A 15351-nucleotide genomic window follows, 5' to 3' on the forward strand; every position below is an offset into this window, starting at 1 on the left:
GCCGTCCGGCGGAGCTGGTGTGCCGTCCCGTCGGGCCTCCGGCCCCTCGCGTCGCTCGGTCATACGGCCCAGCCTTTCCCTCGTCACACCCGAAGTGGCGCCGCCCCATTGCGCAACCCGTCAGTCGAAGGGATTCAACCAGGACACCATCCGAGACATCCCGCGGTCCAGCCGTTGTGCAAGACCGGTCCCAGCTCGCCCGGGATCTTTGTGCGGAAAAGCCGCGAGCACCGCATCCAGACCTTGGGGCGTATCGCAGACAACGGTGTAAATCATGCCGTTGTCCGCCCAGACCGCGTACGAGGACAAGCCGTACCGGACGTACACCTCGCCGCCGCCAGCGCGCCGGCTGAACCCGTCGAGCGACGAGGCGTCCAAGCTGCCGCGCTGCTGGAAGACCGAGGCGGTGCTGAGCCCGTCGGAGTACGACAGGTGGAGGGTCGACGCGGGAGTGCTCCGGCGGACGTCGTACAACCTGAAGCCGCTCGGGAGTACCTGGTCACAGCAGGTCCAGCCCTCGGCCCGTAACGCGGCGTACTCGGCCGGCGGGACCAGGTCTCCGTGGTCGGTCGCCAGCATCGGCGGCAGATGCGACACGAAGCGTCCGGGCTCGAAGCTGACGTCCACGAACGCGCTGGCCCGCTGGAGCACCCCGCCGGGGGCGTACAGCTCGCGCCGGAGCAGTAGCGCGTGCTTCTCGTCGATCCAGAATCTCGCGGCCACGGAGCCATCCCGCCGCGCTGCCTCCACGACCACCGCGGACCGGCCGGCCGAGGTCGCGCGGCCGGCGAGGCGGACGGCATAGGACTGCGCGAGCACGTCCAGACCGCCGGCTCCGGCACGGTCAGTGTCGCTCTGACCCGTCGCCTGGACCGTCCAGGAGCCCTGGGTGACGAAGGCTTCGGACGCGTCCGCGGCCGCGCCTCGGGCGCGCACGACGGTGCCGTGGCCGGGGATGTTGGTGACGTCGACGAGCTCGGAGGTGCTGCCCGCCTCGCTCCATACCGCGACGAACTGCGTCCCGGAGTAGGACATGTCCTGTGCGGCGGCGGCCGCTCGGCGCAGCGCCGCCAGGGCGCGCGGCTCGTCCGGGCCCCCGGCGCGCTGGTCAGGATCGTCGGGCGCCCGGTCAGGGAGCCGGCCGCCAGCGAGGTCACCGGTCTTGTTGGCGAGGGCACCGTCGGCGAGACCGCTGGTGAGGAGCAGCCCGGCCAGTACGACAAACGCGACGAGCCGCACCGGTGTTGAGGACACGGCGGATCTCACCGCGTCTCACCGCCCGGCCGGTAGCTCGAGAAGGCTTCGCTCGAAGGACGCGCTGACCGCGCCCGGGTCCGAAAGGGGAAGGTTGGACACGGTCTCGGCGTGCTCGATGGAGTACTGGCGTACGGGCGGAACGACGGTCACCTCGGTGGTGGGCGCGTCACCTCCGGCCATGAACGCCGCCCCGAACGCCACCCCCGCGATGGCCGCGACGCCGGCCACGCCCACGCCTACCCGGCGGTGCAGGCGCCGCTGCCGGCCGGGCGCCACCAGGGAAGTTGCCCGGCGAGGGCGTCTCGAACCCGGCTGGCCGGGCGGCCCGCTCGCCAGGGGCGCAGGGACTCCACGGACCGGGGCGTTTCGGCCACGCGTCACGGAGAGTTGCGCCGGAGCCCCGCCAGACTCGGCGACACGGAGCAGGTTGGCGTGCAGGCTGGTTGAGGGGCGCGGCTCCGGCATGCCTGACAACAACGCCTTGACACGGCGCTCGGTATCGACAGCCGCGCGACACTCGTCACAGTGCGCGAGATGAGCGAGGAGTCGATCCCGGGCCTCGTGGTCGAGTTCTCCGTCGACAAGTGCGGACAGTCGGGCGTGGTCGTGACTCACCACGCCTTCCCTCCCCCACCCCCGGCCGGTTGGGCAGCCGGGTGCGACTCGGAATCGCGCTGGTCGTCGTCGGCGACCTTCGCCGGCAGCACCCCAGCCTGGCCCGACTCGTGTGGCCTGGCGGGCATGCGGTGGGCGAGCGCCTCGCGGAGTTGGGACCGGCCACGGTGAATCCGGCTACGGACAGTGCCCAACTTGACGCCGAGTGTCGCGGCGATCTCTTCGTACGAAAGCCCCTCGATGTCGCACAGCACCACGGCCGCACGGAACTCCGGCGGCAGCGCCTCCAGCGCCGCCTGGATGTCGGCGTCGAGATGCCGGTCGTCATAGGCCTCGGCCGGGCTCGGCTCAGATCCGGGCAGCCGCTCGGGTGCGTCCTCGGGCAGCGCGTCGAACCTGATGCGTTGGCGACGCCGAGCGAGGTCGAGGAAGAGGTTGGTCGTGATGCGGTGCAGCCAGCCCTGGAACGTGCCCGGCGTGTAGGTCGACAACGAACGGAAGACACGGACGAAGACTTCCTGGGTCAGGTCTTCGGCGTCGTGCCGGTTGCCCGTCAGGCGGTAGGCAAGACGGTAGACCCGGGAAGAGTGCGTACGGACGATCTCGTCCCAGGACGGGGGCGCCCAGGCCTCTGCCGGCACAGTGCCTACAAAGTCCTCAGCCACCGGACCACCTCCCCGCATCGCCACCAGTGTCGCTTGTGGCAACCACTGGTCTACCACCACCTGCCCGCCGAATCAGCAACGACTCCGTCAGGCGTCCACCGGATCTGTTCGGCGGATGCTTTCATTCTCCCCAACGCACGCCCAAAGTGACTCAGTTCCGCCCCTGGTCTTAGCCCCTTCTTAGAAACTTCCAAGGTCAGGGATCACCCTGACCTGTGGCCCGTCCTGGGCACCCTGCCGGCAGGGTCGTCCGTCCCGGACCTGGCCGAGAGCAACCAATATCGTCCTGACCAGGAGTAAGGCCCGAATCTTGCGCGAAAGGGCACTAGTCTTTGGTGACGGAATGTGTCCGGCCGCCGGACACATTCCATGAATCGGGACGAATCGCCCCCAACACAAGCACAGGGCCTGACGAAGGAGGTAGCCATCTCCACCGGGATGAAGCCCGCTACCTGGTCATATGCCGAAACGTTCATCGTCGAGGACGACGTCCTCTCGCGGGCAAGGGCGCGCGGCGCCGAAGTCGGGGCGATGCCAATCGGCCAGGGCGGCGGAGCCGCCCTTCGCTTCCTCGCCGCCGTCCTAGGCGCCAAGACCGTTGTCGAGATCGGCACGGGCTGCGGGGTCTCCGGCATCTGGCTGTTGCGCGGCATGCGGCCCGACGGCACCCTCACCAGCGTCGACATCGAGGCCGAGCACCAGCGACTGGCGCGCGAGTCGTTCGCCGAGGCGGGCATCACCTCACAGCGCACCCGCCTGATCCTCGGCCACGCCCTCGACGTCCTGCCGCGGCTCACGGACGGCGCGTACGACCTTGTCTTCTGTGACGGTGACAAGAAGGAGTACCCCGACTACTACGAGGAAGCTCTGCGGCTCCTCCGGCCGGGCGGCGTGGTGGCGATCGACAACACTCTCTGGCACGACCGGGTGCCCGACCCCGCACAGCGCGATCCTCAGACGGTCGCGATCAGGGAGCTCGGCAAGCGCATCCAGGACGACGATCGGGTCATGCCGGTGCTTCTCCCGGTCGGCGACGGCCTCCTCTGCGCGGCCAAGCGCGGCTGAGCACGGGTAGGCCGGGCGCCGATCACGGGTGACGGGAACGGCGATCATGCGTCGGGCACGCGTTGCCCCTTGCCCAGGACCGTGATGCCGTTCGCGCTCACCGTGAAGCCGCGTTCCCGGTCGAGCTCCGGGTCCACGCCGATCTGTGCACCCGGCGGCACGGTGATGTTCTTGTCGAGGATGGCGTTGCGGATGACCGCCCCCGGGCCGATCACGGTGCCGTCCATGATGACCGAGCTGTCGACCCGCGCGTCCCGAAGGACCCGGACGCCGGGAGAGAGTACGGAGTGGCCGACCTGCCCGCCGGCGATGACCGACCCCATCGACAGGATCGACTCAGTGGCATGGCCGCCTTCGACGAGCTTGGCGCCGGGGTACTGCGGGAAGCTCGTATAGATCGGCCATTCCAGGTTGTAGAGGTTGAAAACCGGATCGCTCGACACGAGGTCCATGTGGGCTTCGTGGTAGGAGTCGAGCGTTCCGACGTCCCGCCAGTAGCTCCGGTCGCGGTCCGTCGCCCCGGGGACCTCGTTGTCGGCGAAGTCGTAGACGTGCGCGTCACCCTTGTCGGTCAGCATCGGGATGATGCTGCCGCCCATGTCATGCACCGAGCCCTCGTCGTCGGCGTCCATCCGCAGGGCGTCGAGGAGCGCGTCGGTAGTGAAGACGTAGTTGCCCATGGACACGAACGTCTCGTCGGGGCTGTCCGGGAGTCCGGGTGGGTTCGCGGGCTTCTCGAGGAACGCCTGGATCGTACGCCCATCGGGCCCGGTCTCGATCACTCCGAACGACGAGGCCTCCCGCCGCGGCATCCGGATCCCGGCAACGGTCACGCCGGCCTGGGACTCGATGTGGGCATCCACCATCTGGGAGACGTCCATGCGGTAAACGTGGTCGGCGCCGAACACGATCACATAGTCGGGCTGGTCGTCGTAGATCAGGTTGAGGGACTGATAGATCGCGTCCGCACTCCCCTGGAACCACCGCGGCCCCAACCGCTGCTGCGCCGGCACCGGCGTGACGAAGTTGCCCAGAAGCGTCGACATCCGCCAGGTGAGCGAGATGTGCCGGTCGAGTGAATGCGATTTGTACTGCGTCAGGACGCAGAGCCGGCGGATCCCACCGCTCACGAGGTTGGACAGCACGAAGTCGATGAGGCGGTAGGTGCCACCGAAGGGCACGGCAGGTTTCGCCCGGTCTGCCGTCAGGGGCATCAGGCGCTTTCCCTCGCCGCCGGCGAGGACGATCCCGAGTATTCGTGGGTCCTTCCCCATGCCCGCACCATAGTCCTCAGACGTTTCTCGCGCGTCACAATGGGCAGCATGCCGAAGCTGGTCGCTCCCACCACCGATGTCCACGCGTCGTTCCTTCAGGCCATGACGGAGTTCCAGGCCGAGGGACGCGGCGGAACCGACGACACCACGATGGTCGGCCGGGAGACACGGGAGTACTCAAACGTCTGGGAGACCCCGGACGGGTTCGCGGTGTACGTCGCCGACCTACGGAAGGCCAGCCTGGAAGAAACCCCGCGGCCGAATGGGTTCGTGCCGTCCACCACGCTGTGGTTCGTCGAGGAGCACACCTACTTCGGCCGGCTGGCGATCCGGCACCGGCTCACGCCGTTCCTTCTCGAGGTGGGCGGCCACATCGGTTACGACGTACGCCCGACCGCCCGGCGCCGCGGTCACGCGACGGCCATGCTGCGAGGCGCGCTCCCGGTGGCGCACGATCTCGGCATCGACTCGGCCCTCGTCACCTGCGACACCGACAACGTGGGATCCCGCAAGGTGATCGAGGCATGCGGCGGAGTGCTCGAGGACGAGCGCTCGGGCAAGCTGCGCTACTGGGTGCCGACCAGCTGACCGCTGTCAGCGATCTGGGCCGGCGCCGGGACGCCGACCGGTCAGCCGCTCGCGTCGAGGTGCGCGAGGAGCCGCTTCGGGGCGACGGTGCGGTAGGCGTCCTCGACGATCTCGGACACCCGGTCCCAGTCGACCTCGACGTCGAGATAGACCCCGAGCCAGCCGCGGTGACCGACGTACGGCGGCCGGAAGAACGCCTCCGGCTCCTGGTCGACGAGCATGGCCTGGACCCCGTCGGGTGCGGCGCACCAGAAGCCGAGCCGGTCGCTGTGGTGGTAGTTGGCGTACATCACGAAGGCCTTCCGGTCGCGGACGAACCAGGTCGGCTCACCGTGGCTCAGCCGCTCGGTGACCTCCGGCAGGGACAGGCAGATCGGGCGCAGCCGTTCGAGCGGGTCCTTCACCATTGGCCGATGATGGCACGATCGGCAGAATTCTGGACACGGACGGGCTGGCGGCTGCGGTCAGGCGCAATAGAGTCCGGGTATGCGCGTCGCCTTGCTCACGCGGGAGTTCCCGCCGGACGTCTACGGCGGTGCCGGCGTCCACGTCGACTACCTCAGTCGCGAGTTGACGTCGCTCGTCGATCTTGACGTGCACTGCCTTGGCGCCCAGCGGCCGGACGCGACCGCCCACTCCGAGGACGACCCGCGCCTTGCCGGCGCCAACCCCGCGCTGCGGATCTTCGCGGCCAACCTCGAGATGGCGGCACAGGTGGGCGTCGCGGACCTGGTGCACTCCCACACGTGGTACGCCAACCTCGCCGGCCAACTCGCGAAGCTCCTCCACGGGATCCCGCACGTCATCACCGCGCACTCGCTCGAACCCCGACGCCCCTGGAAGTCCGAGCAACTCGGCGGCGGATACCGCCTGTCCTCCTGGGCAGAGGAGGCGGCGTACGCGAGTGCTGACGCCGTGATCGCGGTGAGCAGCGCGATGCGGGCGGATGTGCTGGCGTGCTACCCCGCCGTCCCGCCGGAGCGCGTCCACGTGATCCCCAACGGCATCGACACGCTCGTGTACGCGCCCGACCCCCAGACCGACGTCCTCGAACGGCTCGGCATCGACCCGGGCCGACCGTCCGTGGTGTTCGTCGGGCGGATCACCCGGCAGAAGGGCGTCACCCACCTGCTCCGCGCGGCCACGTCCTTCGATCCGGCGGCCCAGCTCGTCCTGCTCGCCGGAGCTGCCGACACACCGGAGCTCGCGCGGGAGTCCGCCGCCGCCGTCGAGCATCTTCGTTCTACCCGGGACTCCGTCGTCTGGGTCCAGGAGATGCTGCCCCGAGGCGAGGTGATCCAGGTGCTCTCGCACGCGACCGTCTTCTGCTGCCCCTCGATCTACGAGCCGCAGGGCATCGTCAACCTGGAGGCGATGGCCTGCGAGACGGCCGTCGCCGCGAGTGCGGTCGGCGGGATCCCGGAGGTGGTCGTCGACGGCCAGACCGGCCTCCTCGTCGACTACGCCGAGAACGATGCCGGCGGGTTCGAACGCGGACTGGCCGAGGCCGTCAACGCGCTCATCGCCGACCCGGCGCGGGCGAGGGCGCTCGGCAAGGCCGGTCGCGAGCGCGCCGTACTCCATTACGGCTGGGACGCCATCGCCCGGCGTACGGTCGAGGTCTACAGCTCCGTGCTCTAGAGCCCGCGCCCCTATCCGCGCGACCTCTAAGACGGACCAGACCAGGGATGATCCGTCGCCGCTCGCCACCGGGTCGAGCGGCGACGGATCATTCTGGTTGCGGGCGACCTACGGCCGGCACGCACACTCGCGGTGCTTGAGTGTTGCCCCACGCGTCGTCCGCCGCCGCCTCGACGCAGACGTACCCTCCCGCGGCTGCGATCGAAACCCGCGGGAGGGTACGTCGACTTGGAGGTCGCGCGGACCTCTTATCGAGTTATCGAGCTGCGGCTCCGCTGTCGGATGCGACCGCGTACGCGCGGATGATCGTCTGCTCGGCCGTGTTGCCCTTCGTGTCGGTCGCCTTCGCGCGGAGCGAGACGTACTTCGCCCCGGACTTCGGCGTGACCACCAGGGCGAGCCAGCTGCCGTGCCCGGCGGGGAACGCCGGCGCCTCCTGCCAGGACTTACCGTCGTCGACCGACACCTCGACGGTCAGGCTCGCTGCGTGGCCGGCCTTGGAGCCCGCCTGGCGTTCGATGGTCACCGGGACCACCGCGATTCGTCCGTCGTGGTTGCGGTTGTCCTGGTCGAGCCGGGGACTGAACCGGATCGCCGACAGCGGCAGCGGCTCGGGTTCCTCGCCACGCACGTGCCCGGACCTGAAGGTCCAGGCCGCCTCGACCCGCGTCGAGAACGGCGAGTACGACGGCCTGGTGGCGCTCGTCTCCAACCGGAACGTCCCCTTCGCGGCGGGTACCTTCACGTCTTCGACGAGACCAGGGGATTCGGAGCTCGCGACCTTCCTGCCGTCGCGGTAGAGCGTGGTCGACGCCTTGTCGGTGAGGGAGTACCCCGCGTGCCCGGCGCCGTCGGAGAACACCGGGATGCTCGCGAAGATCACGTCGCCGGAGCGGTCCGCCCAGGAATAGCCGCTCCTCGGGAACGCCGTTCCGAACGCCGCGGCGTTCCACTGCTCCTTGTACGCCCGGCCAGCACGGTAGGTGCGCTCAGTGGAGGAGAGCTGTGTCTGGTCGGACGGCCAGCCTTCCTCGTCCAAAACGAACTCGCTGAACAACGTCGACCACGCCACGCCGCGCACCTCCAGATAGCTCGTGACCGTGCGCGGCAGGGCGAGGGCGAGACCGGTGGACCAGCCGCCGGTGCCCTCGGGCGAGGTCGCGAACATCACCCGGTTGCCCTTGCGTCCCGGTAGCTGGCGAGCGAACTTCGAGCTCAGCTTGGCCAGCTCACGGTCCTTGACGGAACGCTGGAACCCGGTGAAGAACCGGCCCTTCTCGGTGTCGAGAAGTCCGTAGAAGTACGGGCTGTTCTCGAAGTCCTCCTTGGGTCCCGGCTCGGCCCACTGGCTGCCGAGACGGCTGGTCATGTCCTTCGTGGAGACCCGCGGGCCGAGGTGGCCGGCGTACACCCCATCGAAGTTGAGGAGCAGGAACGACGAGGAGAGCCCGCCGTCGACGCTGCGCCGGTCATAGCCGAGGTCAACCAGTGCCGGCTGGGCCGACCTGCGTTGGACGGTGGTCCGCACCGGGTCCGCCGTGCGGGCGTCGGCGACGACGGTCACGTCCTTGGTGACCATGAGCCGCGGCTGCACGAGGATCGTGGCGGACTCTTCGTTCTCGTCCATGAAGTCGGACTCCAGGAGGTACTCACCCTTCGGAAGTCGCAGCTTCGTCACGCCGTCCACCGTCACCGGGAACTCCCAGGCGTTGACGTCGATGCCGTAGAGCATGTCGAACACGGCATCGGACGACTTTCCCCGGCGGTCGAGGTGCTTGACCGTGACGTTGTAGCTCTCGACCTCCTTCTCCACACCGAGCGGGGTCGTCACGGTCACGGCACCCGCGGTCGCGGTCACGCGTCCGGAGTAGAGCCCGTCGGCACCGTTGTGGCGGGTGTTGGAGGTCACCGACACCGAGGCCGTTCCACCCGCGGGCACCACGAGTTCGGTGGCGCTGAGCGAGAGCGCGCCAGCGGGCGCGGGCTTGCCGTTGGGCCCCGTCATCGTCGCTGTCAAGGTGAGCTTGACGGGCGCACCGCTGGTGTTGCGGTAGGTCAGCGGCTTCGTCACCGGCCGGTCGTCGGCGTGGGGCCACTGCTGCAGGCCGAACGACACGCTCGCCGGCGAAGATGTCACCGTCTGCCTGATCGCCCGGGCCACGTCGGCCCGGCCGGCACCCTGCTGGAACGCCGTGAGCTTGGCATGCGGCCGGGCGGATGCCATGAGGGTGGACTTGAGCTGGCCAGCCTTCCAGCCCGGGTTCTGCTGCGCGAGGAGGGCGGCCGCACCCACCACGTGCGGTGTGGCCATGGACGTACCACTCGCGGTGACGTAGCGCTCGCCCACCGGGTCACCCATCTCGGTCCCCTTGGCGCGGGCCGCGGTGATGTCGACGCCGGGCGCGGTGATGTCGGGCTTCACGGCGGCGTCACCCAGTCGCGGACCCTGGCCGGAGAAGTCGGCCAACTGGTCCTTCTTGTCGACCGCGCCCACGGTGAGCGCCGCATCGGCGGTGCCTGGCGAGCTGACCGTCCGGGCACCAGGGCCGGCGTTGCCGGCGGCGATCACGAACAACGTGCCGGTCTTCTTCGTGAGGTTGTTGACCGCCTCTTCCATCGGGTCGAGGTCGGCCGTGTCCTGGCCACCGAGGCTCAGGTTGACGACCCTCGCCCGCTTCTCGACGGCGGCCCACTCCATGCCCGCGAGGATCGCGGAGTCAGTGCAGCCACCACCGCTGTCGCAGACCTTGCCGTCGAGCAGCTTCGCGTCGGGTGCGACGCCTTTGTACCTCCCGTTGGACGCCTTGGCCGTGCCCGCGATCGTAGAGGCGACGTGGGTGCCGTGCCCGAAGCCGTCACCGGGGCGTTCCTCGGTGAAGTTCCTGGCGCCGACCACCTGCCCCGCCAGGTCGGGATGGGTGGCGTCGATACCGGTGTCGAGCACGGCGACGGTGACGCCCTTGCCGGTGAACCCGGCCTTCCACGCCTCCGGCGCCCCGATCTGCGGCACGCTCTCGTCAAGCACCGGGTGGCGAACGCCGTCCAGCCAGACCTTCCTGATGCCGGTCCCGAGGGCGCGGGCGCTTCCCCGCTGGGGCGCGAGGGTGTTCCAGAAGCTGCTCGCCTGCTTCTTGTCCACCTCGACGGCGGTGCCGTTGACCGCCGCGAGAGCACGGACGGTCCTGCCACCCCGCTGGGTGAGTCCGGCCTGCCCGCGCTCCCGAGCACTCGCGCCGGTGTAGGTCACGATGAGGGGGACGACCTTTCGCCCGGCGTCGTCGTACCCCGCCCTGATCAGGCCGGTGACGTCGAACAACCGGCGATCGAGGATGCCGCGCCGCAGGAGCGGCAGCGCGTCCGAGGGGAAGACGTAGGTGCGGCCCTCGGCACGGCGGGTCAGGAACCGCATGCCCTCGCGTCCCTTACCTGGAACGACGGTGCCGGTGGCCGCGTCGGCGGACGGAAGGGTGACGCGGTCGCCCGTCACCAACGTCAACGACCGCTGCGCGCGGTGGCCCGCTTGCTCGGGCGTTCCGGGCGCCGCCGCGTTACCCGGACCGCCTGGATTGGTGGGTGTGGCTGGACCAGCCCAACCCGCTGGGCCGATCGCGAGCACCAGGCCCGCGACCAGTCCTCCGATGCCCAACGCCCGAAGGTGGCGTCGTGCACGACTCATGGACGTACCTCCCCGTGATCTGGACACACGGGAGCAGACACGACCGCACAGACCCCGGCACCTGTTTACAGCCCCCGCGTACAGGTTGATGATCGATTGCATACTCGGTATGCAGAGACGACCTTATCTACAACCCAAGACGCTCGCAATGCCCGGATACGTTGCGCCTGCGCCGATTTCGCGGAATGCGTCGGTTTCGCTGGCTCCGCCAAGGCGCGCGGACCTACAGAGGACGAGGGCCGGACACCTGGAGCGGGCATGTCGCCGGGCGCCGACACGCGGACATGAGGAAGCCCCGGCCGGAACCTCAGAGCTCCGACCGGGGCACTTGTTTCCGCACAGATCTGGTGTAGCTAGCCCACGACCGACTTGAGCGCGTCACCGAGCTCGTTGGCCTCGTCTGCCGAGAGCTCGACGACGAGCCGCCCGCCACCCTCGAGCGGGACCCGCATCACAATCCCCCGCCCCTCCTTGGTGACCTCGAGCGGTCCGTCGCCCGTCCGCGGCTTCATGGCCGCCATGCGCGCACTCCTTTCCTGCCGTCCGTGCGCGACGACTCACACCGAGAAACGGTGACACGCCGCCGACGCGTGTCGATACGAGCGGCCATTATCCCGCATGGGGTAACTGGGCCGGTAGCCAAGATCGGCAGACGGGCCCCTCGCCGGTCGGGCAGGTTCTCCACATGGCCAGGCTACGACTCGGCCATCCGGCGAACCATGGAGCACACGGGGTGCGGTTGTCCGCGAATCGGCGACCTCTGGACCGGGCGCGGGCGCCTGCGCGACCAACCCGATCAACCGGATTCGTACCCATTCCGCTGGTGTACTTGTGGTGCGTTCGCCCGTCGACTCGCCTGCCCTGGGAGGGGCCATGACCCACACGTCGCCCGAACCATCGCCGTCCCCCGCACCCGCCGCCGCACCGCCGGGTCCGCCACAGTCGACCCCATCGACGGGACCGGTGTTGTACGACGTGGTCGGCGCGGTCGCGACGATCACGATCAACCGCCCCGACGCGGCGAACGCACTGAACCTCGCCACCAAGGAGACACTGCTCGACGCCGTACGCACGGCCAGCGCCGACCGCTCGGTCCGTTGCGTGGTCCTCACCGGCGCCGGGGACAAGGCGTTCTGTGCGGGCCAGGACCTCCGCGAGCACGCGACGAGCCTGGTCGAGCGGCCTCTGGAGGAGATCTGGGAAACCGTGCCCGCGCACTACATCCCGCTCGCGGCGGGGCTCGCCACGATGCCCAAGCCAGTCGTGGCCGCGGTCAACGGTGTGGCCGCCGGCGCGGGTGCCGCCCTCGCGTTCGCCTGCGACTTCCGGATGGTCGCGGAGACGGCCGGCTTCAACCTCGCCTTCACCGGGATCGGGCTCTCCTGCGACACGGGTACGTCGTGGACGCTGCCCCGGTTGGTGGGGCACGCGAAAGCGGTCGACCTGCTGATGCGTCCGCGTACCATCCCCGCGCCCGAAGCGCTGGCCATCGGGCTCGCCACCGCCGTCGTTCCGGCGCGGTCGCTGCGGGCCGAAGCCGACGCCCTCGCCCGAGAACTCGCGGCCGGTCCGACGATCGCGTACGCGGCGGTTCGTGAGGCGCTCGCCTACGCAGCGACCCACACCCTCGAGGAGTCACTGACCTTGGAGGGCGAGCTGATGGCGCGGACCGGCATGACCGAGGACCACCGCAACGCGGTGGCCGCCTTCGTCGCCAAGCAGCGGCCGACCTTCCAGGGCCGATAGGCAGCCGACCAAGATCAACACGCGGGCACTCAAGTTGCGATGACTTGGCGGAGGAGTTTCGGCATAGAAGCCGAGACACCTCCGCCAAGTCGCCTCCCGCTACCGCGCCATCCATCGGAGTACGGTCGGTCAACTGTTAACAGAAACCGCACGGCTGTGGCACGGGGGCGACCGCCGAACCCTACGTACCTCCGAAGGTAGGCATGGGAACGTCATGAACGACACCGCCACTTCCACGGCCGGGTCTGCCGGATCGCGATCGCGAGCCGCCGGCGTACCCCGGGAGTTCGTCGTCCTCGACGACCCGAGGTTCGCGCAGTGCCACGCATCGACGGTGCTGCCGCTCCCCGACGGTGACGTGCTCGCGGCGTGGTTCGGCGGCTCCCGCGAGGGCGCCGGGGATGTGGGCGTCTGGCTCGGTCGGCGTACCCGCGACGGATGGCAGCGCCCGGTCCCGCTGGCCGCGGAGGAGAACCTCCCGCACTGGAATCCCGTGCTGCTCGCGGCACCCGACGGCCAGATCTGGCTGTTCTACAAGGTCGGCACGCACATTCCGCGCTGGCACACCCGGGTCATGCGGTCCGGCGACGGCGGCGCCAGCTGGTCGCCGCCGGAGCCGCTGGAGCCCGGTGACGTCGGCGGGCGCGGGCCAGTCAAGAACAAACCGATCCTCGCCCACGACGGTCGTTGGCTGGCTCCGGCCTCGCTGGAGGGTGACCGCTGGGACGCGTTCGTCGACATCTCGGCGGACGGCGGCAGGTCATGGACCGCGTCGGAACTCGTACCCCTTGACCTCCCCGAGTCCCGCGACCGTGGCCGGGGACTGATCCAGCCGACGCTGTGGGAGCCCGAGCCGGGCACGGTGCGGATGCTCGCCCGCAGCAGCGAGGGATGGGTCTACACGAGTACGTCGTACGACGGTGGGCGGAGCTGGGAGCCGGCCCGACCCACCAGCCTGCCCAACAACAACAGCGGCCTCGACGCGACGCGGTTGGCCGACGGCCGGATCGTGTGCGCCCACAATCCGGTCGGCACCAACTGGGGCATCCGCACACCGCTCGTGCTCTCGATCTCCGAGGACGAGGGTGCCAGCTGGGTTCCTTCGGTCGTGGTCGTGGAACACCTCACGGTCGACGGCGGCAGCGTGCCGGACGAGACCGGGATCCAGTCCAGCGTTCTGACCGAGCTTTCCTATCCGGCGATCGTGCCGTACGCCGATGGCGTGGCGCTGACGTACACCTGGCGGCGCCGCGGGATCGCGTTCGCGGCCGTTCCCGGGTCGGCGCTCCGTGGGTCGGGGAGAGCTGACAGTGGGGATGATCAAGCAGCTCAGACATGAGACTTTCGGGTAGCAACTCGCCCATCAGCTCCGGGTTCTCGTCATCCAGGGCGACCTGCCAGCCCCAAGCCGGCACGTGACCGCCAGACCGTCCCGCCGCACCCCACGCTGGCAGCGGCGTCGTACCCCTCCATCGAGAAAGGCCCGAGAGTGCCCAGCGCCCCGTCAACGTCCGTCCACATCATCACCGCGGTCCCCACGCCGTTCACCGATGCGGGGCAGGTGGACGACGCCGGCGCGCGGGCGTTGGCACGGGCACTGCCCGAGACGATCCACGCGGCCTTCGTCGCGGGTACGACTGGGGAGTTTCCCGCGCTCAGCGACGACGAACGCATCGGCCTGATCGAGCTGATGCTGGCCGAGCTCGGCCCGGAGCGGGTGATCGCGCACGTCGGTGCGCCCAGCGCCCGTCAGGCCGCGTCGCTTGCCGCCCGGGCGGTCAGGGCCGGTGCGGTGCGGTTGGCGGCGATCACGCCGTACTTCCTACCGGCACCGGAGGAGGGTGTCCGCGACTACTACCGCGCGATCATCGACGCCGGTGGTGTCGACACGTTCGCCTACCTTTTCCCGGAGCGGACCGGCCTTGAGGTGACGCCGGCCCAACTCGCGAGCCTCGCCGAGCTGCCGGCCCTCACCGGCGCGAAGCTGTCGGGGGCTGCCGCGGCGGCGTTCGCGGAGTTCGCCGCCGCGGTGCCGGCGAGCTTCACGATGTACTCCGGGAACGACGACCAGCTTCCGGAGGTGGTCGCGGCCGGGGGTTCCGGCGTGGTCTCGGGAGTGTCGGCCGCCTTCCCGGAGCCGTTCCTGGAGCAGGCCGACGCGCTCCGGCGCGGCGACCCGGCGGCCGTCGATCGGGTACGCCCGACGATCGCGCGGCTCGTACCGCTGGTCGGCCCCAGCATTCCCGCGCTCAAGCTGGCCGTCCGGCACCGCCTCGGGCTCGGCGCGGCGACCCGCATGGCGCTGGCCACCCCCGACGCGGGTGAGGTCGCACTCATCGAGGAGGCGGCGGCGGAGTTCGGTCCCCTTTGAGCGGGGTTGCGGGCGCTCAGCAGCCGCTGCCGCCCTTCAGCCGCCGAGGACCTTGCCCAGCTTGCTCCGCTTGGCCTCGAACATCGCCTCGGCCTCGATCTCGACCTTCCATCGCGGATCGAGCAGGCCCGCCACGACGACCATGGTGGACACCGGCCGGATCTGTCCGAACACCTTGCCGTGCACGCGGCCGACCGTATCGGCGTACGACGCGTCCGTGACGTAGATGCGCGTACGGACGACATGCTCCGGTCCGGCGCCTACCTGGGCCAGCGCGGTCAGGATGATCTCGAGGCACCTGAACGCCTGCACACCCGGATCGGGGTCGACCTCGCCGTCCTCCCACACCGGCGCGGTGCCGGCCACCAGCACCCGGTCACCGACCGCGACCGCGCGGCTGAACCCGATCTGTCGTTCGTACTCCGACCCCGACGCCACCCGCTGGCGTGCCAC

14 protein-coding genes are annotated in these 15351 nt (G+C 69.8%); 6 read left to right on the top strand and 8 right to left on the bottom strand.

All coding sequences use genetic code 11. From position 1 onward, the window contains the following. Positions 1-120: 120 nt before the first annotated feature. The 3 genes from B141_RS44900 to sigE are packed head-to-tail and all read right to left on the bottom strand — an operon-like array spanning position 121 to position 2555. Positions 121-1254, bottom strand: coding sequence for a sigma-E factor regulatory protein RseB domain-containing protein (locus tag B141_RS44900; protein ID WP_157181582.1), 1134 nt, complete (start codon positions 1252-1254; stop codon positions 121-123). An 18-nt stretch (positions 1255-1272) separates the two neighbouring features. Continuing rightward, on the bottom strand, positions 1273-1875 hold the full coding sequence (locus tag B141_RS44905; protein ID WP_051114298.1) for an anti-sigma factor family protein: 603 nt from the start codon (positions 1873-1875) through the stop codon (positions 1273-1275). After that, a complete protein-coding gene (sigE, locus tag B141_RS0137125; RefSeq protein ID WP_051114299.1) occupies positions 1869-2555 on the bottom strand; it encodes an RNA polymerase sigma factor SigE in 687 nt (228 codons plus the stop codon). The genes B141_RS44905 and sigE overlap by 7 nt, the downstream gene beginning before the upstream one ends. A gap of 420 nt (positions 2556-2975) precedes the next feature. Here sigE and B141_RS0137130 point away from each other — a divergent pair, with 420 nt between their 5' ends. Then, positions 2976-3602: an O-methyltransferase gene (locus B141_RS0137130; RefSeq protein ID WP_020580235.1), complete on the top strand. Its 627-nt coding sequence runs from the start codon at positions 2976-2978 to the stop codon at positions 3600-3602. A 44-nt stretch (positions 3603-3646) separates the two neighbouring features. Here B141_RS0137130 and glgC read toward each other — a convergent pair whose 3' ends face one another. Beyond that, positions 3647-4876, bottom strand: a complete 1230-nt coding sequence (glgC, locus tag B141_RS0137135) for a glucose-1-phosphate adenylyltransferase (RefSeq protein ID WP_020580236.1) — start codon at positions 4874-4876, stop codon at positions 3647-3649. Positions 4877-4924: 48 nt separating this feature from the next. On the opposite strand from glgC, the gene B141_RS0137140 reads away from it, so the two are divergent. Further along, positions 4925-5464 carry a GNAT family N-acetyltransferase gene (locus B141_RS0137140; RefSeq protein ID WP_026257930.1) on the top strand — a complete coding sequence of 180 codons (540 nt, stop codon included), beginning with the start codon at positions 4925-4927 and terminating at the stop codon, positions 5462-5464. A gap of 41 nt (positions 5465-5505) precedes the next feature. Here the strand turns inward: B141_RS0137140 and B141_RS0137145 are convergent, their stop codons facing one another. Next, positions 5506-5871, bottom strand: a complete 366-nt coding sequence (locus B141_RS0137145) for an MmcQ/YjbR family DNA-binding protein (protein WP_020580238.1) — start codon at positions 5869-5871, stop codon at positions 5506-5508. Between the two features lie 79 nt (positions 5872-5950). Here B141_RS0137145 and glgA point away from each other — a divergent pair, with 79 nt between their 5' ends. Beyond that, positions 5951-7105 (top strand): glycogen synthase, encoded by a 1155-nt coding sequence (gene glgA / locus B141_RS0137150; protein WP_020580239.1) that lies wholly within the window; start codon positions 5951-5953, stop codon positions 7103-7105. Between the two features lie 256 nt (positions 7106-7361). Here the strand turns inward: glgA and B141_RS0137155 are convergent, their stop codons facing one another. Further along, on the bottom strand, positions 7362-10781 hold the full coding sequence (locus tag B141_RS0137155) for a S8 family serine peptidase (protein WP_020580240.1): 3420 nt from the start codon (positions 10779-10781) through the stop codon (positions 7362-7364). A gap of 353 nt (positions 10782-11134) precedes the next feature. Next, positions 11135-11302 carry a DUF3117 domain-containing protein gene (locus B141_RS48475; RefSeq protein ID WP_020580241.1) on the bottom strand — a complete coding sequence of 56 codons (168 nt, stop codon included), beginning with the start codon at positions 11300-11302 and terminating at the stop codon, positions 11135-11137. 352 nt (positions 11303-11654) lie between these two features. Here B141_RS48475 and B141_RS0137165 point away from each other — a divergent pair, with 352 nt between their 5' ends. The 3 genes from B141_RS0137165 (at position 11655) to B141_RS0137175 (ending at position 14898) form a co-directional block, all read left to right on the top strand. Then, positions 11655-12527, top strand: coding sequence for an enoyl-CoA hydratase/isomerase family protein (locus B141_RS0137165; RefSeq protein ID WP_084678763.1), 873 nt, complete (start codon positions 11655-11657; stop codon positions 12525-12527). Positions 12528-12741: 214 nt separating this feature from the next. After that, positions 12742-13866 carry a sialidase family protein gene (locus tag B141_RS0137170; RefSeq protein ID WP_020580243.1) on the top strand — a complete coding sequence of 375 codons (1125 nt, stop codon included), beginning with the start codon at positions 12742-12744 and terminating at the stop codon, positions 13864-13866. A gap of 150 nt (positions 13867-14016) precedes the next feature. After that, the gene (locus B141_RS0137175) at positions 14017-14898 is read left to right on the top strand and encodes a dihydrodipicolinate synthase family protein (RefSeq protein ID WP_020580244.1); all 882 of its coding nucleotides are present in this window, start codon (positions 14017-14019) and stop codon (positions 14896-14898) included. 36 nt (positions 14899-14934) lie between these two features. Here B141_RS0137175 and B141_RS0137180 read toward each other — a convergent pair whose 3' ends face one another. Beyond that, positions 14935-15351, bottom strand: coding sequence for a RidA family protein (locus B141_RS0137180; protein WP_020580245.1), 417 nt, complete (start codon positions 15349-15351; stop codon positions 14935-14937).

Source organism: Actinopolymorpha alba DSM 45243 (assembly GCF_000373925.1).
Classification (GTDB): Bacteria; Actinomycetota; Actinomycetes; order Propionibacteriales; family Actinopolymorphaceae; genus Actinopolymorpha; species Actinopolymorpha alba.

Excerpts from the sequence above, each read along its gene's own strand:
- sigE (WP_051114299.1), bottom strand. The coding sequence starts at position 2,555 with ATGCGGGGAGGTGGTCCGGTGGCTGAGGACTTTGTAGGCACTGTGCCG.
- B141_RS0137130 (WP_020580235.1), top strand. The coding sequence starts at position 2,976 with ATGAAGCCCGCTACCTGGTCATATGCCGAAACGTTCATCGTCGAGGAC.
- glgC (WP_020580236.1), bottom strand. The coding sequence starts at position 4,876 with ATGGGGAAGGACCCACGAATACTCGGGATCGTCCTCGCCGGCGGCGAG.
- B141_RS0137140 (WP_026257930.1), top strand. The coding sequence starts at position 4,925 with ATGCCGAAGCTGGTCGCTCCCACCACCGATGTCCACGCGTCGTTCCTT.
- B141_RS0137145 (WP_020580238.1), bottom strand. The coding sequence starts at position 5,871 with ATGGTGAAGGACCCGCTCGAACGGCTGCGCCCGATCTGCCTGTCCCTG.
- glgA (WP_020580239.1), top strand. The coding sequence starts at position 5,951 with ATGCGCGTCGCCTTGCTCACGCGGGAGTTCCCGCCGGACGTCTACGGC.
- B141_RS0137155 (WP_020580240.1), bottom strand. The coding sequence starts at position 10,781 with ATGAGTCGTGCACGACGCCACCTTCGGGCGTTGGGCATCGGAGGACTG.
- B141_RS48475 (WP_020580241.1), bottom strand. The coding sequence starts at position 11,302 with ATGGCGGCCATGAAGCCGCGGACGGGCGACGGACCGCTCGAGGTCACC.
- B141_RS0137165 (WP_084678763.1), top strand. The coding sequence starts at position 11,655 with ATGACCCACACGTCGCCCGAACCATCGCCGTCCCCCGCACCCGCCGCC.
- B141_RS0137170 (WP_020580243.1), top strand. The coding sequence starts at position 12,742 with ATGAACGACACCGCCACTTCCACGGCCGGGTCTGCCGGATCGCGATCG.